The sequence below is a fragment of the Mycobacteroides immunogenum genome, assembly GCF_001605725.1.
Taxonomy (GTDB): domain Bacteria; phylum Actinomycetota; class Actinomycetes; order Mycobacteriales; family Mycobacteriaceae; genus Mycobacterium; species Mycobacterium immunogenum.
In genome coordinates, this window is sequence record NZ_CP011530.1 from 5066524 (window position 1) to 5092715 (window position 26192).

The following is a 26192-nucleotide window of genomic DNA, read 5'->3' on the forward strand; positions in this document are numbered from 1 at the left end:
CGACGGCTGTACTTCGGCGAACCGATCGTTACGATCGCTCGTCATTTCATGCAGCAAATTCGAGGAGTGCGTCGTGCCAGCGGACGAGGATCACCAAGAAGCGCCACCCGTCGACTGGCGGGCAGTGCTGCGCCAGCTGCCGCTGCTCAACATCCTCGGCGTGGTCGCCGTCCTGGTGGCGGCGACGCTGGTGGTGGTTAAGAACCTGCCCGACCACGGCACCGACCAGCTGCTCAACGTCTCCTACGACCCGACGCGTGAGCTCTACAACGTTCTCGACGGCACCTTCACCAAGCGGTACAAGGACAAGACCGGCAAGACGATCGAGATCAAGCGCACCAACGGTGGCTCGGCCCGGCAGGCCCGCAGCGTGCTGGACGGCAGTCAGCGCGCGGACGTGGTGTCGCTGGCATCGGTCAGCGACGTGGACACGCTCAGCCTGCGCGGCCTGATCGCGCCGAACTGGCGCCAACGGTTACCCAACAACTCGGTCCCGTACACCTCGACCATCGTCTTCGTCGTCCGCAAGGGCAACCCGCGCGGTATCCATGACTGGCCGGATCTCGTCAAGGAAAACGTCTCCGTTATCACGCCGAATCCGCGTACCTCCGGCAATGGACAGCTTTCGGTGCTCGCGGCCTGGGGCTCGGTGGTGACACGAGGCGGAACCGAAGCCGACGCGCGCGCCTACCTCACCGCTCTCTTCCGGAACGTCGCGGCCCTCGACAGCGGTGCGCGCGGCGCCACCAACACGTTCTCAGTTCAGCGACTCGGCGATGTGCACCTGACCTGGGAGAACGAGGCCATCAACGAGGTCGACGCCAACAAGAACGAACTCGAGATCGTCTATCCGCCGGTGAGTATTCGCGCCGAACCGGCGGTCGCCTGGGTGGATGCCAATCTGGGTGATGCCAAGCGGGCCGCGATAGCCAAGGCCTACCTGGAGTACCTCTTCACCGATGAGGCGCAGGAGGTCGCCGCCCAGCGCGGCTATCGTCCGTTCAAGCCCGAAATCCTTGCCCGGCACAGCAATACGCTGCCCACGATCACCCTGTTCCCCATCACCGCGATCGCGACCAGCTGGGATGACGCACGTCAGAAGTTCTTCTCCGACAACGGGATTTACGAAACCATCCCGCGCAATACCGACCGTGGCACCACCACCTTCGCCTCCGACAGACAAGGACGCTAGATGTCTTCGGCACTGGGACCATTCCAGAACTACGACGCGACCAAGGCCCGTCGCGACATCATCGCCGGTTTGACGGTGGCGGCGATATCGCTGCCCCAGGCCATGGCCTACGCGCTGATCGCCGGGGTCGATCCCAAATACGGCGTCTACTCCGCGATCGTGGTCACCACCATCGCGTCCATATTCGGTTCGTCATCGCACCTCATCAACGGGCCCACCAGCGCGATCTCGCTGCTGGTCTTCAGCTCGCTGGCCTTCCTGGACCCCGAGAACCGCACCGGACTGTTCGAGGCGCTGTTCCTGCTGGGTGTGCTGGTCGGGGCTATCCAGATTCTCATCGCGGTCTTCAAACTCGGCGACCTCACCCGGTACATCTCGGAGTCTGTCGTCATCGGATTCATGGCGAGTGCCGCCCTGCTGCTCGCCATCGGCCAGCTGGCGAACGCAATCGGTGTGCGGGACAAGGGAGATGGCCACATGCAGGTGCTGCAGCGCGCCTGGCTCACCCTGTTCCACGGCGATGCGGTGAATTACCGCGCGCTGTTCCTGAGCGTCTCCGCGGTGGTGCTGGCGGTGCTCCTGCGCCGGGTGGTCCAGCGCTATGGTCTGCCGCAGATCGACATGCTGCTGGTGCTGATCGTCACCGCCGTAATCGCTTACGTGTACGGCTGGTCGGTGCCCGACGGCACGGGACACACCGATGTGAAGATCTCCGGCAAAATCCCGGCCAGCCTCCCGGAATTCCACATTCCCGACGTACAGGTGAGCACACTCGGCGAGTTGTCACATGGCGCGCTGGCCATCGCGTTCATCGGCCTGATCGAGGCGTTGTCCATCGCCAAGGCCATCGCACACCACACCGGGCAGCAGATCGACTACAACCGGCAGATCCTCGCCGAGGGCCTGGCCAACCTCACCGGTGGCTTCTTCCAGAGCCTGCCCGGTTCGGGCTCGCTGTCACGTTCGGCGATCAACTATCAGTCAGGTGCGGCGACAAGGTTCTCCGGAATAATCAGCGCCGCAACGGTAACCATCGCACTGCTGCTCTTCGCCCCGTTATTGCGTTTCATTCCCCAGGCGGCGCTGGCGGGCCTGCTGTTGGTGACCGCGGTGCGGTTGGTCGACTTCCGGCGGCTCGCCTATGCGGTGAAGGCGTCACGCTATGACGCCGGTCTGGTCATCATCACGGCGCTGGTGGGCGTGGCCGTGAACCTGGACACCGCCGTGCTGGTGGGCGTGGTGCTCTCGATCCTGCTGTTCGTGCCCCGCGCGGCCAAGCTCAAAGCGGCCGAACTCGTCGTCACGGACGAGGGCGTCATCCGTGAACGCACCTCTCAGGACAGACCGACCGGCGCCGGCGCGCCCGTCATCTATGACCTTGAGGGCGAGCTGTTCTTCGGTGCCGCACCGGAACTCGACCGCTATCTCGACGCCTTGCAAGTCAGGATCCGTGACGACAATCTGAAGGTAGTGATCCTGCGACTCAAGCGGGTACGCCACCCCGACGTGGTCTGCATCGAACGTCTCGAACACTTCATCCGGGAACAACAGCAGCTCGGCGTGACCGTCCTGCTGGCCGGGGTGCGCCCGGATTCCCTTGCGCTGCTGGAGAATGTCGGCTTTGCCGATTGGTTACCCGCCGAGCAGGTCTTCCCGGAGGAGGACAAGGAGTTCTCCGCGACGCTGCGCGCTGTTCGGTATGCGCAGACCCGGTTGGAGGAAACGCCCTCCGGCCCGGTAGCCAACCAAGAGAAGCTGTACTACCTGGTGTGAGGACCTAGGCGCGCTTGGCCACGGGTTCATCGCGCGGACGACCGCGCAGACCGCGCCAGCCCAGGTTGAGCAATGTGTCCTTGGCACTCTCGACCTTGATATCGCCGGTGGCCACTCGCGACGCGACGGCCTCCCCGCCACCGACAAGCGCTACGGCCATGGCGTCGTAATCGGTGTCCGGGTCGATCTCCGGCGATGCGGCCTTGATCAGCCGCGCCACCAATTCGATGATCCTGTCGCGGCCCTCACGCACCTGCTTGGCGAACAGCTGCGTGCTGGTGGCCTGTCCATAGATCACGATCCACGACGCCCGGTGGGTATCGACGTAGTTGAGAAATGATACGACGGTGGTGCTCAACACATCTCGGGGCGATTGAGTCAGATCGATATCGCCGCGCACCGCCTCGACAAACCGGCCGAGTTCACGGCGCAGGCAGGCGACAAACAGATCTTCCTTGGAGCCGTAGTACAGGTACAGCATCGGCTTGGAAATCTTGGCTGCCGCCGCGATGGCATCCATCGAGGTATCCCGGAAGCCATTGAGCGCGAACTCCTGCACCGCGGCATCGAGCATCTGCTGCTCCCGAACGGCACGGGGCAGCCGCTTGGTACCACCCGCCATGCCTGCCTCCGAGCTTCGGACGTGAACGCGAACTTACTCCAGAGTAAGCTACTGGGAAGTTCGACTATGACATACGCCCCATTTATGCGGGCCGAGTCGGCCCGAATGAAGTGTTTTTCACTCCTTCTCTAGGGTAGCGCGCAAACGTCACTGTCCGGATACCCCCACCCCGTACTATGCGCGCGTGGACTTCACCCTGGCGCTAACCCCTGATCTGGTGGCCGTCTTCCTCACCCTGTTCGTGCTGGAGGTGGTGCTGGGAATCGACAACGTCATCTTCATCTCGATACTGGCCAGCAAGCTGCCCGACGGAAAGCAGGCCCGCGCCCGCAATCTGGGGCTCACACTGGCAATGGTCATGCGGGTCGGTCTGGTCTTCCTGGCCGGGTGGATCATCACCCTCAAAGAAGACGTGTTGGAGGTATTCGGCCACGGCTTCTCGATCAAGGACTTCATCCTGATCGCGGGCGGGCTGTTCCTGGTCTACAAGGCCGTCCACGAAATACATTTGAAGCTCGAAGGCGCTCCCGAGGACAGCGAATCATCCAGCGGAGAAACCACATTCAGGGCTGTGCTGGTGCAGATACTGCTGCTGGACCTGGTGTTCTCGCTGGATTCGGTGATCACCGCGGTGGGTATGACCAGCAACATGATCGTCATTGTCACCGTCGTGGTGCTCTCCTTCGGGATCATGCTGTTCGCCTCCCGCTTCGTCTTCGCCTTCGTCAACCGCCACCCCACCGTCAAGATGCTTGCGCTGTCTTTCCTGCTGCTTATCGGGGTATTCCTGATCGCCGACGGCTTCGGGATCAAGATCGACAAGGCCATGATCTATGGCCCAATGGCGTTCGCGATTCTCGTCGAGGCACTCAATCTGCTGGCAGCGGCGCGAAAAGCCCGGCAGGACAACATGGTCCGTCAGCCCATTGCGCTGCGGCCCAGCTATCCGGGTATCGACGAGTCCGTCGCGATTGCGGCAGCCACCTCCGCGGGGCCCGATTCGGGGTCGGTCGGATTGTCCCGCAAGCCCGTTGCCGGTGCCGGTGCCGGCGGTGACGAGCGCGCAGGACTTGGTTAGCGAGCCACCAGCCGCACCCGGAGCCGCTCCAACCCCCGCAATGAGCTGTTGGTGGTCCAGCGAGGGGTGTCGGCGATCTCGATGCGTTGCACTCGGTTTACGAGTTCGCGCAATACCGCCTGCCCCTCCATGCGGGCCAGGCCAGCCCCCAAGCAGAGATGAACACCCGATCCGAACGCCACATGCTGGCTGACCGGTCGGGCGGCAAGAAAGCGATCCGGATCATCGAACTCGCGTGGGTCCCGGTTGGCCGCACCCCATAGCAGCGCGACGCGTGATCCGGCCGGAATCACCGCGCCGCCGACTACGTAATCTTTTGTGGCCGTGCGATAGAAGTTTTGTATCGGTGAGGAGTACCGCAGCTGCTCTTCGACGGCTCCGGCGATAAGAGCGGGGTCTGCCCGAATGAGTTCGAACTGTTCCGGGTTCTCCGACAGGGTCAAGAACATGGTGCTCAACAGATTTGTGGTGGTCTCATTGCCTGCCAGCAGGAGCAGCAACGCGAAGTAGAACAGCTCGTCGTGGCTGATCTGCCCCTCTCCGGCGTCGGCGACCAGTCTGCCCAGCATCGTGTCCGACCCCAGCAGATTTCCCCTGCCGAGCTGAGTCATGAAGTAGTCGTGCAGATGCCGCACCCCGTTGAGTGTGCCCGGAACCTGCATGAGGCCCTTGGCGCTGAATTCGACGTTGGCGACGCGCACCGACTCGTTGGACCAGTGCCGGAAGAACGCCTCATCCTCCGGCGGTATGCCGAGGATATGCGCGATCATCTGCATGGGCAACGGAACCGCCAGGTGTTCAACGACATCTGCCTCTGGGGTGTCCAGCAGCCCGGTCACCAGTGCCGCCGCCAAACGGTCCACCGTGGGCGCCCAGCCGTCCAGCGCACCGCGCGTAAAGCCGGGCAACGCCTTGCGGCGCAGCTCGGTATGTCGGGGCCGGTCCATGTTCAGCAGGACCGGAACCTCGAACCTGGCCCGCACCACACCATCTCGGTTGGACAGCAGCGCGTCGTTGCGTGCCGCCGCCCGCACATCCTCATACCGGCACAAGATGAAAATGTTGCGTTTGCGGTTGTAATGCACACGGCCGCCGGCCAGCAGCTCCCGGTAACCCGCGTGCGGATTGGCCGCCGTCTGCGGGTCCATGGGATCAAACGCGGTCTCCTGCACACCGGCGAACGTGCGGCGGCGTACCTTAGCCCGCAGCTCGTCCGAGGCATTGGAGATCAGGGACCGCACCACCGGTTTGGTGGTGGTGCGCACCAGCCTGGCGTCGTGTTTGAGCGTCATTTCAAGTGGCCGACCAGTTCCCCTTCGGCACCGAACAACCTGTCCTGCCACTCGTTGAGCAGCGCGTTGGTGTCGATGTCGTCGGGATGGAAGCCCTTACGCATGAATGGCTTCATCTCGCGGTAGAAACCGCGGAGCAAGGGACCGCGCACAACGCCCACGGTTTCGCGCAACACCCGCCACGGCTGCTTCCGGCCGACGGGGTCGGTGGTCAGGATCGAAACCCAGGACGAGAGCACACCAACCGGTATGACGATGTTGGCCAGCACTCGCATCATGTTGATACGCAACGTTTCCGATCCTCCGATTGCTCGGTAGACATCGAAGGCAACGGATTTGTGCTCCAGTTCCTCGATGGCGTGCCAGTTGAGCAGGTTCTTGATCTCGGGGTCCGTCATCATGTGCTGCAGCTCCGGGCGGCTCAGCACGTTCTCGGCCAGCACCGCGGTGAAGTGTTCGGCACCGACGGTGAAAGCCAGCAGCAGGTGCCGGAATCGCCGGCAGCGGTCCGGGTCTGGAAACTGCTCATCAAGAAACTTCTCCATGCGCTCGGTGCTGTTCAGGATGTACTCGAACCACGCTGTCGGATAACCCATCTCGGCAAGTTGCTTGTTCAGATCGCGGTGATGCAACCCGTGGGTCATCTCCTGACCGATAAAACCGGCTACCCGCTTCTTGAGGTCGGGATCGGCGATCTTGTCGCGATACCTGCGCACCGACCGGACGAAGATGTCCTCCCCGGGCGGGAAAACGGCCGACAAGAACGCGACCGTGTGGCTGAACGCGATGTCGTTGTTCGCGAAATACCGGTCACCGGACTCCGACTCATCGAAGCGGAAGGCGATCCGCCGGGTCTTCGGGTAGCTCGCCTGGGCAGCGACGGTCATGAGAATCCTCTCCGTTGACGTTCCAGACATAAACGTAACGGAAATTTCCGTAACGGACAATGGGGTAATCTTTTCCCTGATGGAGCTGACAATCGATCAGTTGGCGCAGCGGGTGGCGATGACGGCGCGCAACATCCGCGAGTGGCAGACGCTCGGGCTGGTACCCCCGCCCGAGAAGCGAGGCCGCGTCGGCATCTATTCCGATGAGCACGTCGCGATCATCAATCACGTCAAAAATCTGAAATCCCAGGGTTTTCCGCTGGATGTCATCCGCCGGGTGATCGATTCCGGTGGCGGCTCCGAGGACAGCGTCCGTAAGATGGTGACCCAGGCCCTCAGCCCCTTCGCGACCGGTGAACCGGTTGTGATGCGCCGTGCCGAGCTGATCGAACGTATCGGAACGGGAGCCGATTCCGCGCTCGCGGATGTGGCTCTGGTCTCCGACGTGGACCCCCTGACCGTCTCAATCCGCGATTCCGAAACACTCGACGCGATCGAACTACTGGTGGGCTCCGGAATGAGCTTGACCCGGATCACCGAGACACTGCGTGAGGTGTATCGGTTGCAACAGCAGATCGCGCAGCTGCTGCTGGGCGCGTATGTGGCCGACGTGTGGCAACCGTTCGTCGAGTCCGGCTACGTCTCCGAGGATTGGGCCAAGATTGCCGAGAATGCCTCGCAGGCAAAGCAATTGACCGTCACGCTGGCCTCACGCCTGCTGGCGAGGGCCCTCGATGACACCGTCGACCCGATCCTGTTGCAGCAGGCCAACGAGGCCGAAGCGGTGTTGGAACGCGACCGCCCGGCCTCATCAGCCTGAATCAGTCGATCTCGCCGCAGCCGCGATCCAGGCCGCGCACCTCGATGGGGCACCACACCGCGCGGGACACTTCGGCCGCCCACCGCTGAGCCTCGGCCAGCGACGGCACATCGATGATGCTGAACCCGCCCAGCTGTTCCTTGGTTTCGGTGTAGGGACCATCGGTAATCGTGTGGCCGGACGCGCCGGCAGTGACCATGGTGGCGGTGTCGGCAGGCTGCAGACCGGCCGCGAACAACCACACCCCGGCCTCCTGCATGTTGCGGGTGACAGCCTGCACATCTGCCCCGATGGTCTCCAGGGCGGCCTCGTCGGGCTGTACCGCTCCGGGCGCGTAGACGATCGACAACATGTAGCGGCTCATGTCACGCCTCCTGGTCCTGGAAGGGGCGCACTTCTACAGGCTCTTCGCAGGCTGCCGATCCTTCGGCGGCCCACCGCAAGGCCGCGTCGAGGTCGGGGGCGTTGATGATCCAGAAACCACCGAGGTGTTCCTTGGTCTCCAGGTAGGGGCCGTCGGTGGTGGTGATCTTGCCGTTCACGCTGCGCACCACCGTCGCATCCGACGGCTCGGTCAAACCGTTCGCGAACACCCACACGCCGGCTTGTTTCATCTTCTCGTTGAGTGCCCCGGTTTGGGCGTAGAGCCGCTGCATATCCTCGTCGCTCCACTGGACGGCGTTCTCCGCATAACTGTGGACCGAAAGTAGGTACTGCTTCATGGTCGTCCTTTTCTATCCGTATCTGGCGATCGGGCGCCCTAGCGGCTTCCCTTCAACCTCACCACGAATAGACCTGCCCAGAATCGACAGCTCATCGAAAAGTTTTCACAAGATCGCGCGGGATCTCACCATCCGTTGTTCAGGTACTGCTGACGACAAGCCCGGCGCGCGATCTTTCCACTGGTGGTTCGGGGTATCGCCCCGGCCTGCACCAGCCGGACATCTGCGACGGACAGCGCGTGCCGGCGGGAGACGGCGGCCCGGAGCGCATCGACGATGGGGCCGGATTCCGCGCGTCCAGCTCCCGCGGCCCGTTCCGCGACAATGACCAACCTCTCGCCGGTGCCGTCACCGGCATCGACACCCGCGGGCAGTTCGTCAGCCGGTACCGAGAAGGCCGCCACAAATCCGCGCCGCACCACGGGCGAGGCATCTTCGACTGTGGCCTCGATGTCGTGGGGGTAGTGATTACGGCCGTCCACGATCACCAGGTCCTTGACCCGGCCGGTGATGTACAGCTCGCCGTCAAGATAGACGCCGAGGTCTCCCGTGCGGAACCAGAGGGCGCCCGGCTCGGTACCCGTGGCATGGCTGTCCGCATCCAGTCGGGCTTGCAGCTTGTTCCGGAACGACACCTCGGTCTCCCCGGAGCGGCCCCAGTACCCGCGACCGATGTTGTTGCCGTGCAGCCAGATCTCGCCAATCTGCCCATCGGGCAGTTCCGCCTCCGCGTTGGGGTTCACGATGACCGCCCACTGGCTGCGTGCGACCTGGCCGCAGGACACCTGCGGCATCGCGTTCTCGTGAGTGGCGTCGACGCGGGTCGCGTACCCGGCGCCCAACCGTTCGCGATCCACGTAAATGACCGATGGTTCCGCCTCCGGGGCGATAGAGGACACAAACAGCGTCGCCTCCGCCATACCGTAGGACGGCTTGATTGCGTTGTCCGGCAATCCATATGGACCAAAAGCCGCGTTGAATTTGCGGATCGACGTGATGTTGACCGGCTCGGATCCATTGATCAGTCCGGCAACATTGCTCAGATCGAGCGATTCGCCCTCCTTGGGAAGTCCACGCTCGGCGGCCAGCTCGAACGCGAAATTCGGTGCGGCGCCGAAGGTCCGGCCCGCGTGCGACGCCGCGGCCAGTTCCTTGATCCAGCGGCCGGGCCTGCGCACGAACGACAGCGGGGACATCAATGTCATCCGGCCGCCGCACAGCGGGAACATCAGCATCAGCAGACCCATGTCGTGGTACAGCGGCAACCAACTCGCTCCCCGTACATCCACGTCCAGGCCCACCGAAATGATCATCTGCAGCACGTTGGTCATCACCGCGCGATGGGTGATCTCGACACCGGCGGGCGCTCGCGTGGAACCCGATGTGTATTGCAGGTAGGCGATGTCATCGGTATCGGGAGTCACCCGCGCATACGTGGCACCCACCGAATCCGGCACGCTGTCGACGGCCAGTACCCGCGGACGACGATCACGCGGGAGCCGGCGGATGAAGTTGTTGACGGATTCCGCGGCAGCCTGATTGGTCAACACGACAGTCGGGCGCGCATCGGCGAGGACGGCATCGAGCCGCTCGGTGTGCCCGGGAAGTTCCGGGGCGAACAGGGGCACCGCGATGTTTCCGGCCTCGATGGCGGCGAAGAAACCAACGACGTAATCCAGGCTCTGCGGGGCCAGAATCGCGACCCGCTCCCCCGGTGCGGTCACCTGCTGGAGCCTGGCCGCCACCGCGCGGGTGCGCGCACGAAGTTGCGGCCAGTTCAGGTCGTCCGGGACGCCATTGGGGTCGCTGTTGAAATCGACATAGCGGTAGGCAAATGTGTCTTGCGGTCCATCGACAGCGCATTCCAGGTAATGATTGACGGTATAGCCATCGGGCAGCGAGATGGCGCCTGTCTCATCCAGGTATTCCTCGACGCGCAAACCTGACACAAGCGAACTCATTGCAACCTCCGCATAGCCGTAACTACGACAGTCGGTTGACAAGCAGCAATAAATAAGCCATCACGCTTTTGCTACGGTCCCGACCGAACGTAGATGGTACGTGACGTACCAGCTGCAAACGGTACTCGAAGTCCCACTAGGAAGCCTTGTCGAGAAGCGCTTTTGAGCAAATTATGCACTGTGCCCTTAAACACCCCATAGGAATGATGTGACCGGCACGACGGCTTCCCATCCCGTGTGCGCCGGCGCCGCGGACCGGGCCGGTCGCGAGCTGCCGGACATTTTCGGCATTCCCTTCCCAGGGAGCCGCTATTAGACTCGTGACAAATAGCATCCAGCGTCGGAGGCGAATATGCGGACCAGGGATCAGCTTAAGTACTGGTCACGATGGGCAACCATGCACGGCATCAGCCGCGCCGCCTTGTTGACGCAAGTGCGCAAGCTGCCCCTGGCCGCCCTGTTCCTCGGCCCCGACCGCGCTCAGAACCACTACCAATACATCGAACAAATTCGCGCGTCGGGACCTGTCACTCCTTCTCGGGCCGGCGGCCTGATATTCACCGACCTGGCACTGACGCGCGAAGTCCTGCGGGACAACCGCTTCATCACCATGGCGCCCACCAACATCCCGTCACCGATTCTGCCGCTGGCCTTCAGCCGCTGGGTGTACGCGAAGACCGAACCCGGCCTGCCCAACCCCGTCGAGCCACCGGCGATGCTCGCCGTCGATCCGCCGGAGCACACCCGGTTTCGCAAGCTGGTGTCCAAGGCGTTTACACCGCGCGCGGTGGGCAAGCTGGAAGACCGGGTTCGAGAGGTGACCGCCGAACTGCTCGACAATCTCGAACGCAAGGAACGCGCGGATCTGCTGGACGACTACGCGTCACAATTGCCGGTCGCGATCATCGCCGAGATGCTGGGCGTGCCGCGTGCCGATGCCCCGTTCCTCCTGGAGTGGGGCAATCACGGTGCCGCGCTGCTGGATATCGGCATGACCTGGTCGGCGTATCGCGACGCCACGCAGGCCCTCGTCGAGATAGATCGCTACTTCGACGATCACCTGGTGCGGTTGCGTCGCGAACTCGCCGCGGATCCCACCGTCGACGGCATCCTGGCGAGCATTGTGCGCGACGGCGACCTGAACGACCGCGAGCTCAAGGCCACCATGGCGCTGCTGCTGGGCGCCGGATTCGAGACAACGGTCAACCTGATCGGGAATGGGATCGTGGCGCTGCTGCGTCACCCCGGACAACTCGGCTACCTGCGCGAAAACCCAGAAGGATGGCCCAACGCCGTCGAAGAGATCTTGCGCTACGACTCCCCCGTGCAAATCACCGGGCGAGTTGCCACCCAGACCTGCGAATTCGGGGGCCACACACTGCCGGCCGGCTCCATGGCCATCCTGCTTCTTGGCGGAGCCAACCGCGATCCGGCGGTTTTCGATCAGCCCGATGTCTTCGATGTGTGCCGCGCCAACGCACGTGAGCATGTGGCGTTCGGCAGCGGTATCCACGTATGCCTCGGCGCCAGCCTGGCCCGGATGGAAGGGGTGGTGGCCTTGCAGTCGCTCTTCGAGCGATTCCCGGAGCTCGCGCTGGCTGATAGCCCCACCCCCGGTAAGCACGTGAATCTGCACGGCTTCGGAAGCCTGCCGGTGAACCTCGGCCGCGCCCGGGTTCAGGCCAGCAGATAATCTCGAAGGTGCTCGGTGTCCGCTTGGCATCGAGTGAGCCGACACGGGGATCGGACGGATGCAGGACCGGATCAAACAACGCACCCATTGGGCTGTCACGCATGGGCTCGGCCGCGCCTATCTGAAAGTGCTTGCGCGCCGGGGTGAACCCATCGCACAACTGGGAATCGACGTCACCCAGGCCCCGGACATCTACCGCATCATCGACAGGATCCGTGAGCGCGGACGGCTGTCCCGGGCCGGGAACGGGTGGATCACCGCGGATGCGCAGATTGTCCGAACCATCTTCCGTGACAATCGGTTCGTCACCTTCAAGCCCGAGCACCGCTCCGGTTCACCGATCATTCAGCGGCTGGCGGCGTGGAGCGATCCGCAGCTGCTCAACCCCGCCGAACCGCCGTCGATCCTGATCACCGACCCGCCGGACCACGGCCGCCTGCGCCGACTGGTGGCCGCACCGTTCACCCCGAGGGCGATCGAAAGCCTGCGTGGTCGCATTCAAGAGGTGACTGACGGACACCTGGATGTGTTGCAGCAGTGCCAAAGCCCAGATCTGATTACCGATTTCACCGCAAAGATCCCCATCGCTGTGATCGGGGAGATGATTGCGGTTCCACCGCAGGACTACTCGCGGTTGTACACGGCGATGAACCGCGCCATCCAGCTGATCGCAACCACCGCGCCATCATGGGGCGAGTACCAAGATGGCACAGCGGCTTTACGTGAGATTGACGAATATCTTGAGGAGCATGTCGCCCGGCTGCGCCGTGAAGGCACTGAAAGCGAGCTGGCCACAGCGCTTCTGGGAAGTGACCTGAGCCACTTTGAACTCAAGATGTTCTTCGCGGTATTCCTGGGCGCGGGATTCGTCACCACCACACACCTGATGGGCAAGGCAATCGTCACGCTGCTCCGGCACCCCGAGCAGCTAGCGGCGCTACAAGCCGATCCCAATTTGTGGCCCAACGCGGTCGAAGAACTCATGCGCTACGACACCTCCAATCAGTGGTCGGCCCGCGTCGCCACCGAAACGGTAGAAATCGAGGGGCACACCATCGAGGCCGGCCAGTCGGCGCTGCTGCTTCTCGGCGGCGCCAACCGCGACCCCGAGGCATTCGAGAATCCCGATGTCTTCGACATCACCCGGCCCAACGCGCGCGAAAACATCACGCTGGGCACGGGGATTCACGTGTGCCTGGGCCAGGTGCTGGCACGCGCCGAGCTGCACACGGCGCTGCAATCGCTCTTCGAGCGTTTCCCCCGGTTAGCGCGGGCCGGTAAGCCCGAGTACCTGAACGGGATGGGCATCCACGGACTGCGCCGCCTGCCCGTCACGCTGGGCTAGCCGCAGGCGGCGACGCCCTTGTAGGCCAGCACCCGGCGCACGGATGCGTTGATGGCGTCTGCGTTCAATTCGCCTGCGTTGTAAGCCGACTCCAGACGATCCAGCACCGAGCCCACCTTCTCGGTGCTCACCCAGAGCGCCCAGTCGACTCCCGCCTTGATCGACTTGAGCACCGCCTCTTCGATCGGAAACCGGTCGGTGATGGCTGCCATCGAAGACAAGTCGTCGGTGAAGATGACGCCGTCGTAGGCCGGGGCACCATATCCAGTTCCCTTGCGCAGCAAGTCAACAGCGGCGGCACTCAGGCTGGCAGGGTCGTCACCGGTGAGTCCGGGCACCTGCATGTGGCCGATCATCACCGCGGCCCCGCTGGTGACCAGCGAGCGATACGGCACCAAATCGTTGTCCTTCAGCTGCTCCAACGGCGGAGTCACCACACCATTGGTATGCGAATCACCCGAGGCGTGGCCATGTCCGGGGAAGTGCTTGACCACGGCGCGCACACCGCCGGCCTGGTATCCGCGCACCGCCGCCTCGGCGTACTCGGCGACCTTCTGCGGATCGCCACTGAACGAACGGTCACCGATGGCGCCGTCGGGATCACCATCGGTCACATCCGCGTCCGGCGCGAAGTCGACGGTGATGCCGAGATCCTTCATCTTCTGCGCGCGTTCCTGGCTCAGCGCCTGCACCTGCTCGGGGGTCTGCGTTGCCGCCAATTCACGGGCTGACGGCGCCGGGCCGATGAGGTCCTTCAGGCGCGATACCCGGCCGCCCTCCTCGTCGATACTCACCGCGGCGGGAATGGGGCCTGCGGTGACGACCTCATGCAGGGAGCCGTCGGTCAGCATCTCTTTTTTGGTCCAGCTGCCCACGAAAATGCCACCGACGTGGTGATCACGCACCAGTACACGGGCGTCGTCGGCGTCCTTGACACCCACCATGAGCAGCTGTGCCAGCCTGTCGCGGGTGCTCAGGCATGCCAGGTCAGCGGCGGGCGCCGCCGTGACCGGGGCCTTCCCCGAAGACGACGGCGACGATTCCTTGGACGGCTCCGAGGTGTTGCCACCGCAGGCGGTAAGCGCCGCGACGACGAGACCGGTCAGTACTGTGCCTGCACGCATTCTCATGAGGCCATCGTGTCATGCGCCGGGTTCGACCCGGGCCAGCCGGTCACCGAGGTAGCCGCGGAACACCTCGTTATCGGTGAGTTCCAAGGCTTTTCGATAGGCGTCGGCCGCGTCGGAGTCTCGATGAAGCCGGCTGAGCAGATCGGCCCGCGCCGCGTGCAATGGGTAATAACCGTCCAGCTCATCGCGCAGCGATTCGATGGCGTCAAGTCCGGCCTGGGCACCGTCGCGTTCCGCGACGGCCACCGCACGGTTGAGGGCGACCACGGTCGTGGGCGTGTGCCGCATCAGCTGGTCGTACAGGGTGACGATCTGGCCCCAATCGGTGCCGGCCGCCGACGGGGCGTCGTCATGAACCGCGTTGATAGCCGCCTGGATCTGATAAGGCCCCGGGGCGTTGCGCCGCAGGCAACGGCGCACCAGCTCATGTCCCTCGGCGATCATCGGCCGATTCCACCGGGTGCGGTCCTGGTCGGCGAGCAGGACAAGCGCTCCGCCGTCATCGGTGCGGGCGGGACGGCGCGCCTCGGTCAGCAGCACCAGCGCCAGCAGACCCAAGACTTCGGGTTCATCGGGCATCAGATCCACCAGCACTCGCGCAAGCCTGATCGCCTCCGCGGCGAGATCGGTGCGGGTGAGCTCCGTGCCCGAGGACGCCGCATATCCCTCGTTGTAAATGAGGTAGAGCGCGGCCAGCACCGAAGTGAGCCGGTCCGGCAGATCGTGGTCCGCGGGTACCCGGTACGGAATGCCCGCCGAAGTGATCTTCTTCTTGGCCCGGGTGATGCGCGCGGCCATTGTCGATTCGGACACCAGATACGCGTTGGCGATCTCGACGGTGGTGAGGCCGCCGAGCAGGCGCAACGTGAGCGCCACCTGCGCCTCCTGCGCCAGCGCCGGGTGGCAGCACGTGAAGATGAGCCGCAGGCGATCATCGCGCACCGGGCCCACGTCCTCCGGCTCCTGCTGCGGTTCCGCGAAAGCGCTTGCTTCGCGCGATAACTCGTCGCGCCGCCGATCGCGACGCAACTTGTCGATACCGCGGTTGCGCGCCGTTGTGGTGATCCACGCACCCGGGTTGGGCGGAATGCCGTCCGGCGGCCATGTGGCCAGGGCCACCTCGAACGCCTCCTGCACCGCCTCTTCGGCGATGTCGATGCTGCCGAAGTAGCGAATCAACGTCGCCACGGTACGGCCGTGCTCCTCGCGGAAGATGCGGCCGATCTCGTCGTGCGCCACAGGTCAATGGTGCCTCTCTGGTGTCGTGGGTTCTATGGACACCACGAACAGACCATGCCGAAATCGACAACGCGCCACAATTGAGCCATGGCCTATGACGAGGACCTGGTTGAGCGCATCCGCGAGGTGATCGCCACGACCAGGGGCGTGACCGAGAAACGGATGTTCGGCGGGCTGGCGTTTCTGGTCAACGGTCACATGACCGTCGCCGCGAAACGTGGTGACGGGCTGCTGACCCGCTGCGATCCCCATGACACCGAGGCCCTGATCGCCAAGGCCCATGTCAGCCGGATGGTGATGGGCGGTCGTGAGATGAATGGCTGGCTGAGCATCGACGCCGAGGGCGTGCGCACCAAGCGACAGCTGGAACTGTGGGTCAAACGCGCGCTGGCCTATGCCGGAGCGCTGCCACCCAAGTGACGCACGCCGAGTGTGAAGTTACTGCGGGAGACGGGCCAAATCCGCGCAATAGCTTCACGCTCGGCGAAGGGACAGGCGGCTAGCCGCCGCGCAGCACCATCAACTTCTGCATATCAGCCAGCCCTTGCTCCTGGGCCTGCCCCAGGAACGTGGGCAGTGGCGCCTGCACCTCGGGCAGCACCTCGTTGTCGATGAGCGCCTGCAGTGCGGCCTGCTTGGCGCTGTCGCCGGCCTGATTCTGAGATTCCTGTTGCCCGGAAGGCGTTGAATAGTCGTAGAACTCACGATCCGAGGGCCGCGAGGTGTCGATCTGCATGCCACCGGGTTTCCAGTACGAGTAATTGGCCAGCTTGGCCTCGGCCGTGCGTACCGCGACGATGTGGCTCGGCGCCGAGGTGGGGATCTCGGTGGGCGTGTTCTCTCCCATCACCGCCCGAATACGAGGATCCTTGAGCAAGGTCGCCATCTCCTCCACCGACATGTCATCGGTGACGTGGGCGATCCATTTACGCCCTGCCGCATTGTTTTTCGCTATCCCAGCGATGTCGGCGCGCGCCGCCAGATAGGAGAAGCGCGGATCTGAACGCCACCCGTTACCGCCCGATCCAATGGTCAGCAGCAGCGGCGCGAGGTCAACGCTGGATGTGAGCTGGTTCCGCGTGTCACCTGGCTTCGGGGTCAACACACCGTGCGGATCGCGGATGAAGAGCGGAACCCGGATGGCTTCCTCATAGGCCGTCGCCCCCTTGCCGCGCAACCCATGAGATCCCGCGTACTCACCGTGATCGGAGGTGAAGATGACGACCGTGTTGTCGTCGATCTCGGGACGAGAGGCCAGCTTGTCGAGCACCCGGCCGATCTGGGCGTCCACCTGCTGCTGAAGCCACAGATACATGTCCAGGCAGCGGGCCCATTGGCGGGCCATCTCCGGACCCGAGTAGGTGACCGCGCCCGTCATGATCGGCGACATGAAATTGGCATAGTCGATCTGCAGTTGCGGCTTGCGATGCTGGCGCAGCTCATCGGGGGTTTGGAAGTTGACGGGCAGCCCATCGAACCAATGCGGAACATCCTCCGGGAGAGGATTTTTCGGCCACCAACAGATGTCGTGCGGATTCACCAGGGAGACAGTGGTGCACCACGGCCCCTTACCGGCCTCCGTATCGAACCATCCCGCGAATTGGTCGACGATGCCCGGGTCTTTCTTCAGCCCCTGATTCGGCATGCCATTCGGCGAGGGGAAGGTTCCGCCCGAGAAGCCGTGGGCATCAAGACCTTCGGGATTGGTGTCGCTCCAGTCGCCCAGATGCCACTTGCCCCACCACCAGGTGCGGTATCCCTGCTGACGCAGCATGGTGCCCCAGGTGGGGAACTGCGGAGCCAGGCTGGATTCGCTCGGCCCCTCCCCCGTGTATAGGCATCCGGTCTGATGCGAGTACAGCCCGGTCGTCATGGCTCCCCGCGATGGGGTGCACATGTTCGACGCTGTGTAATGCGACGTGAAGGTGACGCTATCTCTTTGCAGGCGGCTGAGGTTCGGCAGAATGCTGGTGAGCTTCTGGATGTCGGGGAACCATTGCGGAGCCCTCATCTGATCCACGACGATCACCAAGATGTTCGGCTTACTGCCATCCGGCGCCGACGAATTGTTGCCGCTCGGCCCGCGGAGGAATTCGTATCCCCCGAAGCCGACGGCGGCGGCACCGGCCGCTATCGCCCCGGTGGTAAGCACGGTCCTGCGGTTCAGCTCGGCCATGGATCCAACGTAACCGCAATTCGGCGAGAATGAACTGAGAAGAGCCTGAAAGGTTTTAGAGACGAGCCGCTACGGCCCGGCCGGTGCCGGGCGAGCCGGCGGCACCGCAGGGACGGGCGACGCCCCGGGAGGCGGGGCAAGGGGTGTTTGTCCCGGTGCGGGCATCGGGGGCGGAGCGCCCACCGGCGGTGCGGGTGACGGGACAGCTGCCGGCGCCGGACCCTCGGAGGCGGTGGGCTGGGTGCCCATGATCTCGATCTCGCTGACCGACACCAAGCCGTTGAAGGCGTCCTGACGCTGCCCGCTCTTGTTCACGATCGACACGCCGGGCTCGGTGGCCTCGATGACCATGGTCACCGAATCAGTCACCACGTTCACCTTGATACTTGCCAGCGCACGGCTCACCGGTACCTGCTGCTTGACCGAGCTGCCGTCACTGAATTCCCAACGCACCCGGGTGATCTTGCGGTTCTGCGCAAAACGGTCCGAGCCGTCGATATCGGTCTTGGCGTACCCGGGGATCAGGCCAACCGAGGTGACGAGCATCGGATGATCGAACTTCGCCGTGATCGACTGGCCGTCCTGCTCCTTCCACTGGCAGCGCCATGCGGTGAGGGGGTCGTTGTCGAACGCCTTGGCGGGGTCGTAGACGTACTTCATGCCGTTGCTGTCAGTGCCGTCCTCGGCCTGAACGCAGTTGGTGGACACATCCACCGGCTTGATGGGGCTCGACGGCACCGGTGGGGGCGCGGTCGTGGTCGCCGCGGCGCTGCTGCTGGTTACCTTCGGATCATTCGGGGGAAGCATGCCGTGCGTCTGCGGGGTGGTGCCGTCGCCGTGTACCGCCATGTACCCGACATATCCGAGCCCGACGATCACCAGTACACCGGCCAGCATCGCGAAAGCCATGATGATCCCGCGATGCGAACGGGCATTGGGATCACGCCATGGATCGGAGAACTGCACCTGGGCGGCCAGGCTGGGCGGGCACGCGGGCAGCTGCGCCAGCGCCTGGCGCAGATCGGGACGCGTGTGCCACAGACGCAGCAGCTGATCCTGCGGTAGCGCCGGATTGTGCGCGGCGGCGAACTCCGCGTCGTAGTCCGGCGCCGGTCCGTAGTTGTATGGACCGGTCATGGGCGGCCATTATTCCGCACCGGTGGTAGCAAGTAGCCACCCGTGGCCGCTCGCCATGCCGGTCTATTCACGGTTCACCATGTTCCTCGGTCACTCGAACTGGCCGTCTGCCCACCCCCAACCTCGCCCGGGGGCCTCGCTGATGGTCTCAGGAACGTGGCGGCTTGTCCGCCGGAGAATTGTTGCTGATTACGGACGTGCTAGTTTGGCCGCTGTATCTGCATGACCTAGAGGAGCTCCGATGACCAGATTTGTGGTGCCGGCCGCCGCGAGCGTGCTGATCGGGCTGCTGCTGGGCGCTGCCGCGGTCTTCGGCCTGACGCTGTCGGTCGAGCAGGACAAGAAGCCGGTGGTCACCGGGATCGATCCGTCGACGGCGATCCTGAACCGGCCCGACTACGGCAACCGGAGCTGACATCTCGCGGCTCCCGACCGCGCCGCGCCGCATTTCCTGAGCCGTGACGTACCGCCTTGACTCTTCGCCGCTATCCCGGCGGTGGCTTGCGGTTGCCTCAGCGCTCGCCCTGCTGCTGACCTTCGCGCAGTCGCCCGGGCAGATCTCCCCCGATACCAAGTTGGACCTGGCGATCAATCCGCTGCGGTTCGCGGCGCGCGCACTGAACCTGTGGAGTAGTGATCTGCCGTTCGGGCAGGCCCAGAATCAGGCATACGGATACCTCTTCCCGCACGGCACCTTCTTTTCCCTGGGCCACCTGCTGGGGGTTCCGGCCTGGGTGACGCAGCGCCTGTGGTGGGCGCTGCTCATCGTGGCCGGGTTCTGGGGCATCATCCGCGTCGCGGAGGCATTGGGTATCGGCACCCGCGGCGCGCGGATCTTCGCGGCCATCGCGTTCGCCCTATCTCCCCGGGTGCTGACCACGCTGGGCGCCATCTCCTCCGAAACCCTGCCGATGATGCTGGCCCCGTGGGTGCTGCTGCCGATCATCCTGGTGTTCCAGGGCCGCGTCTCGCCGCGCCGGGCCGCGGCGCTGTCGGCCGTGTCGGTTGCGCTGATGGGCGCGGTCAATGCGGTGGCCACCGCGCTGGCCTGTGGGGTGGCCGTCATCTGGTGGTTGGCGCACCGGCCGAACCGCACGTGGTGGCGTTTCACCGCATGGTGGATTCCCTGCCTGGCACTGGCCACCACGTGGTGGATGGCCGCGCTGCTCATCTTCGGCAAGATCAGTCCCAAGTTCCTCGACTTCATCGAGTCCTCCGGCGTCACGACGCAATGGACCTCGCTGACCGAGGTGCTGCGCGGAACCGATAGTTGGACCCCGTTCGTGGCGCCGACCGCGACCGCAGGCTCATCACTGGTCACCCAATCGGCCATGGTCATCGCCACCACGATGATCGCCGCCGCGGGTATGGCGGGGCTCGCCATGCGCGGCATGCCGGCACGCGGGCGACTGGTCGCCATACTCCTGGTTGGCCTGGTGTTGCTGACCGCCGGATACACCGGTGCCCTTGGATCGCCTGTGGCCCAACAGATTCAATTCTTCCTGGACGACGGCGGCACACCGCTGCGCAATGTGCACAAGCTAGAACCGTTGATCCGGCTGCCCTTGATTCTTGGCCTGGCACACGCGTTATCGCGGGTACCTCTGCCCGCCAGCGTGCCGGTGCGACAGTGGCTCTCGGCATTGTCGCGACCCGAACGCAATCGGGCGGTTGCGTTCGCGATCGCGCTGTCGGTGGGGCTTGCGGCCAGCACCTCACTGGCATGGACGGGCCGGCTGGTGCCGCGCGGTGGCTTCGACGCGATTCCCGGGTATTGGAGCGACACGGCGCACTGGTTGGCCGATCATGACAACGGCGGGCGCGCACTCGTGGTGCCGGGCGCCCCGTTCGCCATCCAGACCTGGGGACTCACCCGCGACGAACCGCTACAGGCATTGGGCCAAACCCCTTGGGGAGTACGTGATTCCATACCGCTGACACCTCCGGAAACCATCCGGGCCATCGATTCGGTGCAGCAATTGTTCGCCGCGGGCAGGCCCTCGGACGGTTTGGCCGATACCCTGGCGCAGCAGGGCATTTCGTATCTGGTGGTGCGTAACGATCTGGACCCCGACACCTCGCGGTCCGCACGCCCGATCCTGGTGCACCACACCATCGAAAGCTCTCCGGGCCTGACCAAGGTGGCCCAGTTCGGCGATCCCGTCGGCGCCGGTGCGGTGGAAGGCTTTGTCGCGGACAGCGATCTGCGACCGCGCTACCCGGCGGTCGAGATCTATGCGGTGAACATGCACGAGCATGACGGCGACCCGTATTTCACGGATACCGACACGATGCCCCGAGTGGCGGGCGGGCCCGAAGCACTGCTGCGGCTGGGCGAGCGACGACGCCAGCTGAACGAGCCACCGCTGGGTCCCACCCTGCTGGCCACCGATGCCGCGCAAGCCCATCTGCGGCCCGGGCCCGCCATGGTCACCGACACTCCGCTGGCCCGCGAGACCGATTACGGGCGCGTCGACGACCATTCCTCGGCCATCCGTGCGCCCGGCGACAAACGCCGCACCTTCAACCGGGTCCCCGATTACCCGGCCACCGGAGTACCCCTCGTCAACGGAAGTTGGACGGGCGGAACCATCACCGCGTCCAGCTCCGCATCGGATTCCACCGCACTACCCAACGTGGCACCTGGCACCAGTACAGCGGCCGCCATCGATCGTGACAACGCGACAAGTTGGGTCAGTAGCTCCCTGGAAGCCGCTCTTGGACAATGGATTCGGATTGACCTGACCCGGCCCATCACCAACGCGATCCTTACCGTCACACCCAGCGCCACCGCCCTCGGCGCGCAGGTCCGCCGACTGGAAGTCGAGACCGACAACGGCACCACGTCGGTGCGATTCGACGAACCGGGTAAACCCCTGGACATCGCACTGCGGCCAGGGGAAACCAACTGGATCAAGGTGACCGCCACCGGCACGGAGGACGGCACCGCCGGAGTGCAGTTCGGCGTCACCGAACTGTCCCTCACCCAATACGATGCCGCGGGCTTCGCCCACTCCGTCGATTTGCGCCACAGCGCGGTCGTCCCCGCACCCCCACCGGGTGACAATCCGCTCGGCTGGGACCTGGGCTCACCGCTGGAAGGCCGGTCGGGCTGCGCCCCGTCCCCCCAGCGACTGCGATGTGCGGCCACGCTGTCCCTGGCTCCTGAAGAGCCCGGCACCTTTATCCGGACGTTGACGGTGCCCCAACCGGTTTCACTGACTCCGAAACTGTGGGTGCGCGCCCGTCCGGGGCCGCAGTTGCGCGATTTGATCCAACAGCCCGGCGCCACCTACGCCAGCGGCGACTCCGACGTGATCGATCCTCAGGGCTCGTCGTACGCGGCTACCGATGGAGATCCGGGCACGGTCTGGACGGCGCCGCAGGACTCCGTGCAACGCCAGCATCTGCCGTCCCTCGTCATCAAACTGCCCAGACCCACGGCTGTCGGCGGAATTCGGTTGCGCCCCAGCCGCACCGAGGTACCCGCGCATCCCCGGCAGGTAGCTATCAATCTCGGAGACGGCCCACAGGTACGCACCATCGACCCCAAGGCCGACAGCACGGAGCTGACTCTGCATCCGTTCGTCACCGACACCATCACCGTCACGGTGACCGACTGGACCGACATCATCGACCGCACCGCCCTGGGATTCGATCAGCTCAAACCGCCCGGTATCGCCGAGGTGGTCGCGATGGACGCAAGACATCAGCCGATCGCCCCGGCCGACGATGCGGCGAACAGCAAGCGCTCGATCACCATCGGGTGCGATCGCGGGCCCATACTCGCTCTGGCCGGGCGCTTCGTGCCCATGTCCGTCACCGCTACGGTGCGTGACCTGTTGGACGGCAATGTTATTCAGGCGACACCCTGCGACAGCAGCCCCATCGCCACCGGGGCCGGCGTGCAGGACGTAACGGTCAATCCGAGCCAGCAGTTCATCGTCGACGGAGTGCAACTGACCGCGCCCAACGCGACACCCACCTCCGCCGCCATCACGGCCGCGCGCAAGGGCAGCTGGGGTCCGGATCGGCGCGAGGTCACCGCCGAGCCTTCGACGCGCGGTCGGACACTCGTGGTGCCCGAGAGCATCAACCCCGGCTGGGTGGCACACGACGCGCAGGGGCACCTGCTCACCCCAATACGCGTCAACGGCTGGCAGCAGGGCTGGCTGCTTCCGGCCGGCGACGGCGGACAGATCACGCTGACCTTCGGCCTCAACACCTGGTACCGGGCGGCGCTCTTCGGCGGGCTAGCACTGCTGCCGGTGCTGGCGCTGCTGGCGCTGCTGCCGGCGCGACGCAGGTCCACGCTGCCTCACGTGATTCCCTGGCGTTCCGGGCCCGTCACAGGTGTCGTCGTCGTGGCCGCACTCACCGCGATCAGCGGTATCACCGGAGCGGCCGTGGGCCTGGCAGCACTGGCGTTCAAGGTGTGGACCCGCTGGCCGCTGCGCGTGGTCACCGCCACCGGCGCATACCTTGCGGGCAGCTCACTGCTGTTGGCCGGTGCGGCTCTCTCCCGGCATCCGTGGCGATCTGTGGGCGGCTATACCGGCCATGCGTGGTGGATTCAGCTGCTGGCGCTGATTTCGGTGGCCACGGTGGCCTTGGCCTCAGTACGCCTGCCGTCGCGGCGCGCCTGGAAACGGCGCAACGCCTCGCGTGATGGGAATTCGACCAGCGCATAGCTCACCGCGGCCATGGCGAAGCCGAAGATCAGCGTGAGGATCAGCACCGACGGAAAGTGCCCGCTGAACGGAAACCGCCCGATGACCGTGAAGACCATGTTCAGCGCGGCCAAGTGCCAGATGAACAGGCCGTATGACCAGCGGCCCAAGGTCACCATGAGTGAACTGCCCAACACTCGATGCCGGGTGCCTGGGGCGTCCAGGGTCAACGGCATGAGTAAGGCCCAGGCCAGCGTCGCACCCATCGCGATCTTGACCGCGTACTGGTGCGGCGGTGCCTGGATCAGCCCCTCCGGGCCCGCAAGTGGTGAGGCCGCCACGGCGAACGCGATAAGGGCCAGCACCGCCAGCAGCACCCGACGGCGGGCCAGCCGCAGCGTCCAGGCGGGTGGCTCGGCGCTCCATTCGGCCAACAGCATCCCGGCGACGAACCAGGAGAAGAAGGCAGGCGGCCACGTGAGCGGGTTGATGCCGACGGGCGGGTTGAAGGGGATGAATGACCAGCCCAGGCTGGCCACCCCGGCAGCCAGCAGCAGCGGGGCCCGCCACCTGACCGGCGCCCGGCGCATCAGAAGCGCGATGGCAGGCAGCGCGATGTAGAACGCCACCTCCACCGCCAGGCTCCACATCTGTGTCAGACCCGCGGTGAGAGTTAGCGGAATGTACAGCTGTGTGAGCGTCAGGTTGGCCAGCCAGACGATCCCCCGGGCCCCCGTGGCATCCGGAAGCAGCAACAGCACGACGAAGACGGCGGCCAGGTAGGCCGGGACGATGCGCACGAACCGCGACGCGAAGTAGCGCCCGGCCGGGGCCGGGGCGGGCCCGCCGTGTGCGGCCAGTGCGTGCGGCCGCCACAACAGAAATCCCGATAGCGCGAAGAAGACCGCCACCGCCAGGTCGAAGCGGCCAAGGATGCGACCGTCGACACCACCGTTATGGCCCGTCTGGAAGGCGGTGTGCGTGACCACGACCCCCATCGCGGCGCAGGCCCGCATGCCCTCCAGCGCCGGCACAAAGCCCCGCGCATGGACGGCCGGAGCCGATGCTGGAGCTGTGGTCACCCCGCCGAGGGTACGGTTCTAAGCCGATCCCACGACATTCGACCGGACCAGGACCTGCGAATCCGTACGATCGCGAATGACCACCTAACCGCACCGACTGTTAGGGTCAGACAGATTTGCCCTGGGCATGCTGTGTCATCCGGCTACCGCCGGAACCAGGGCTACCGCACGTTAAGGAGGGTTCGTCCACAGTGAACCGCGGGGTCATGATGCGTATCGCAGCGTGCGGGCTGCTGGGGCTCGGTTCGGCGCTGATCATCGCTGCACTGTTGCTCAGCACGTACACCAGCAACCGGCTTGCGAAGATTCCGCTCGACTGGGACGCCACTTTGGTGAGCGAGGGCAAGGGCCGCGCGCTGGACTCAGCGTCGCTGTCCGGCCAGAAGTTCATCGCGGACCCGGACAAGCCGGTGTCATTGCAGCAGCAGATCACCACCGTCAGCCCTGCCGACGCCAACAAGGTGGGTCTGCAAGCGGGCATCACGGTGCGACGGACCGACAAGCAGGGTGACGCCGGGCTCGTCCTAGCCACCGTGGACACCGTCACCGTGGACCGGCATTCCGCCGAGGCCATCTCCAGCGACGACAACCCGGGCGGCAGCGTGCAGAAGCCGCGCGCCATCGAGGACGAGACGCCGCCGACCACGATCGCGCTCAAGCACGAGGGGTTGACCTACCGGTTCCCCTTTGACACCGAGAAGAAGACCTACCAGTACTTCGATGTCGTCGCGCAGCGCGCCTTCGATGCCAACTACACCGGCGAAGAGGACGTCAACGGGCTTACCGCCTATCACTTCACCCAGAACGTCGGCTACGACGCCAACGGCAAGCTGGTCGAACCCGTGGCATACCCCTCGCTGTACGACAAGGACGAGGATTCCAAGGTGACGGCCCGCGCCCAGCAGTGGGGTGTGGAGGCCGAGCGCGAGGACGAAGAGATCACCATGACGCGCTACTACGCGGCGCAGCGGGAGTTCTGGGTCGACCCGGTCAGCGGCATCATCGTGAAGAGCAAAGAGCATGCACTGCACTACTACTCGCGTGACGCGCTCAAGCCCGAGGTCCCGATGGTGGACTACACCGTGCAGTCCAACGATGAGACCGTCGAGAAGCAGGTGAAGGCCGCGCGCGATACCCGCGACAGCCTGTCCATCTGGTCGAACATCCTGCCGATCACCTTCGCCGCCCTGGGCGTCGTGGCGCTGGTCGGCGGTGGCCTGCTGGGTTCGTTCAGCCTGCGCGCCGAGTCGGCATTGATCGATCCCGGCCTGGACACCGTCGATCATGGCTTCTTCGGTCGCCGGGGTCCGGAGAAACCACCCGCCAGCGAGGCCGACACCGACAAGTTCCCGTCGCCTCGAAACCACCTCTAG

At 64.8% G+C, this 26192-nt stretch carries 21 protein-coding genes; 10 read left to right on the top strand and 11 right to left on the bottom strand.

Annotated features, from left to right (window positions below; genetic code table 11):
* The first annotated feature begins 73 nt into the window (after positions 1 to 73).
* Together ABG82_RS25090 and ABG82_RS25095 are read left to right on the top strand one after the other, a co-directional pair.
* Complete coding sequence (locus ABG82_RS25090) at positions 74 to 1192, top strand: sulfate ABC transporter substrate-binding protein (protein WP_043076295.1); 1119 nt, start codon at positions 74 to 76, stop codon at positions 1190 to 1192.
* A complete protein-coding gene (locus ABG82_RS25095; RefSeq protein ID WP_043076294.1) occupies positions 1193 to 2965 on the top strand; it encodes a SulP family inorganic anion transporter in 1773 nt (590 codons plus the stop codon).
* Between the two features lie 4 nt (positions 2966 to 2969).
* On the opposite strand, the gene ABG82_RS25100 is transcribed toward ABG82_RS25095, so the two are convergent.
* A complete protein-coding gene (locus ABG82_RS25100) occupies positions 2970 to 3587 on the bottom strand; it encodes a TetR/AcrR family transcriptional regulator (protein WP_043076293.1) in 618 nt (205 codons plus the stop codon).
* A gap of 184 nt (positions 3588 to 3771) precedes the next feature.
* On the opposite strand from ABG82_RS25100, the gene ABG82_RS25105 reads away from it, so the two are divergent.
* Positions 3772 to 4665 (top strand): TerC family protein, encoded by an 894-nt coding sequence (locus ABG82_RS25105; RefSeq protein ID WP_043076292.1) that lies wholly within the window; start codon positions 3772 to 3774, stop codon positions 4663 to 4665.
* On the opposite strand, the gene ABG82_RS25110 is transcribed toward ABG82_RS25105, so the two are convergent.
* The gene (locus ABG82_RS25110) at positions 4662 to 5957 is read right to left on the bottom strand and encodes a cytochrome P450 (protein WP_043076291.1); all 1296 of its coding nucleotides are present in this window, start codon (positions 5955 to 5957) and stop codon (positions 4662 to 4664) included. The two genes, ABG82_RS25105 and ABG82_RS25110, sit on opposite strands and share 4 nt — an antisense overlap.
* Positions 5954 to 6844, bottom strand: coding sequence for a metal-dependent hydrolase (locus ABG82_RS25115; protein WP_043076290.1), 891 nt, complete (start codon positions 6842 to 6844; stop codon positions 5954 to 5956). Before ABG82_RS25115 ends, ABG82_RS25110 begins: the two co-directional genes overlap by 4 nt.
* Before the next feature lie 79 nt (positions 6845 to 6923).
* Here ABG82_RS25115 and ABG82_RS25120 point away from each other — a divergent pair, with 79 nt between their 5' ends.
* Positions 6924 to 7664: a MerR family transcriptional regulator gene (locus ABG82_RS25120; protein ID WP_043076289.1), complete on the top strand. Its 741-nt coding sequence runs from the start codon at positions 6924 to 6926 to the stop codon at positions 7662 to 7664.
* A 1-nt stretch (position 7665) separates the two neighbouring features.
* On the opposite strand, the gene ABG82_RS25125 is transcribed toward ABG82_RS25120, so the two are convergent.
* The 3 genes from ABG82_RS25125 to ABG82_RS25135 form a co-directional block, all read right to left on the bottom strand.
* Positions 7666 to 8028 (bottom strand): YciI family protein, encoded by a 363-nt coding sequence (locus tag ABG82_RS25125; RefSeq protein ID WP_043076288.1) that lies wholly within the window; start codon positions 8026 to 8028, stop codon positions 7666 to 7668.
* Position 8029: 1 nt separating this feature from the next.
* Positions 8030 to 8386 (bottom strand): YciI family protein, encoded by a 357-nt coding sequence (locus ABG82_RS25130; protein WP_043076287.1) that lies wholly within the window; start codon positions 8384 to 8386, stop codon positions 8030 to 8032.
* A gap of 125 nt (positions 8387 to 8511) precedes the next feature.
* Positions 8512 to 10347, bottom strand: coding sequence for a fatty acyl-AMP ligase (locus ABG82_RS25135; protein WP_043076286.1), 1836 nt, complete (start codon positions 10345 to 10347; stop codon positions 8512 to 8514).
* Positions 10348 to 10699: 352 nt separating this feature from the next.
* On the opposite strand from ABG82_RS25135, the gene ABG82_RS25140 reads away from it, so the two are divergent.
* Both ABG82_RS25140 and ABG82_RS25145 read left to right on the top strand, forming a co-directional pair.
* A complete protein-coding gene (locus ABG82_RS25140; protein WP_043076285.1) occupies positions 10700 to 12040 on the top strand; it encodes a cytochrome P450 in 1341 nt (446 codons plus the stop codon).
* Positions 12041 to 12098: 58 nt separating this feature from the next.
* Complete coding sequence (locus tag ABG82_RS25145) at positions 12099 to 13385, top strand: cytochrome P450 (protein WP_043076284.1); 1287 nt, start codon at positions 12099 to 12101, stop codon at positions 13383 to 13385.
* Here the strand turns inward: ABG82_RS25145 and ABG82_RS25150 are convergent.
* Complete coding sequence (locus ABG82_RS25150; RefSeq protein WP_043076283.1) at positions 13382 to 14509, bottom strand: glycoside hydrolase family 3 N-terminal domain-containing protein; 1128 nt, start codon at positions 14507 to 14509, stop codon at positions 13382 to 13384. The genes ABG82_RS25145 and ABG82_RS25150 overlap by 4 nt on opposite strands.
* A gap of 18 nt (positions 14510 to 14527) precedes the next feature.
* Positions 14528 to 15754 (bottom strand): RNA polymerase sigma factor, encoded by a 1227-nt coding sequence (locus ABG82_RS25155; RefSeq protein ID WP_043076282.1) that lies wholly within the window; start codon positions 15752 to 15754, stop codon positions 14528 to 14530.
* A gap of 87 nt (positions 15755 to 15841) precedes the next feature.
* Between ABG82_RS25155 and ABG82_RS25160 the strand changes: the two genes are divergently transcribed.
* Positions 15842 to 16174: a TfoX/Sxy family protein gene (locus tag ABG82_RS25160; RefSeq protein WP_043076281.1), complete on the top strand. Its 333-nt coding sequence runs from the start codon at positions 15842 to 15844 to the stop codon at positions 16172 to 16174.
* Between the two features lie 79 nt (positions 16175 to 16253).
* Here ABG82_RS25160 and ABG82_RS25165 read toward each other — a convergent pair whose 3' ends face one another.
* Together ABG82_RS25165 and ABG82_RS25170 are read right to left on the bottom strand one after the other, a co-directional pair.
* Entirely contained in the window at positions 16254 to 17930 is a 1677-nt protein-coding gene (locus ABG82_RS25165) for a sulfatase-like hydrolase/transferase (RefSeq protein WP_043076280.1), read from the bottom strand.
* 69 nt (positions 17931 to 17999) lie between these two features.
* Complete coding sequence (locus tag ABG82_RS25170; RefSeq protein WP_043076279.1) at positions 18000 to 19067, bottom strand: NADase-type glycan-binding domain-containing protein; 1068 nt, start codon at positions 19065 to 19067, stop codon at positions 18000 to 18002.
* Between the two features lie 241 nt (positions 19068 to 19308).
* Between ABG82_RS25170 and ABG82_RS25175 the strand changes: the two genes are divergently transcribed.
* Both ABG82_RS25175 and ABG82_RS25180 read left to right on the top strand, forming a co-directional pair.
* Positions 19309 to 19482: a DUF2613 domain-containing protein gene (locus tag ABG82_RS25175; RefSeq protein WP_005063958.1), complete on the top strand. Its 174-nt coding sequence runs from the start codon at positions 19309 to 19311 to the stop codon at positions 19480 to 19482.
* Between the two features lie 43 nt (positions 19483 to 19525).
* A complete protein-coding gene (locus ABG82_RS25180; protein WP_043076278.1) occupies positions 19526 to 23758 on the top strand; it encodes a DUF3367 domain-containing protein in 4233 nt (1410 codons plus the stop codon).
* Here the strand turns inward: ABG82_RS25180 and ABG82_RS27995 are convergent.
* Positions 23641 to 24819: an acyltransferase family protein gene (locus tag ABG82_RS27995; protein WP_131676229.1), complete on the bottom strand. Its 1179-nt coding sequence runs from the start codon at positions 24817 to 24819 to the stop codon at positions 23641 to 23643. The two genes, ABG82_RS25180 and ABG82_RS27995, sit on opposite strands and share 118 nt — an antisense overlap.
* A 191-nt stretch (positions 24820 to 25010) precedes the next feature.
* Here ABG82_RS27995 and ABG82_RS25190 point away from each other — a divergent pair, with 191 nt between their 5' ends.
* Positions 25011 to 26192: a DUF3068 domain-containing protein gene (locus ABG82_RS25190; RefSeq protein ID WP_043076277.1), complete on the top strand. Its 1182-nt coding sequence runs from the start codon at positions 25011 to 25013 to the stop codon at positions 26190 to 26192.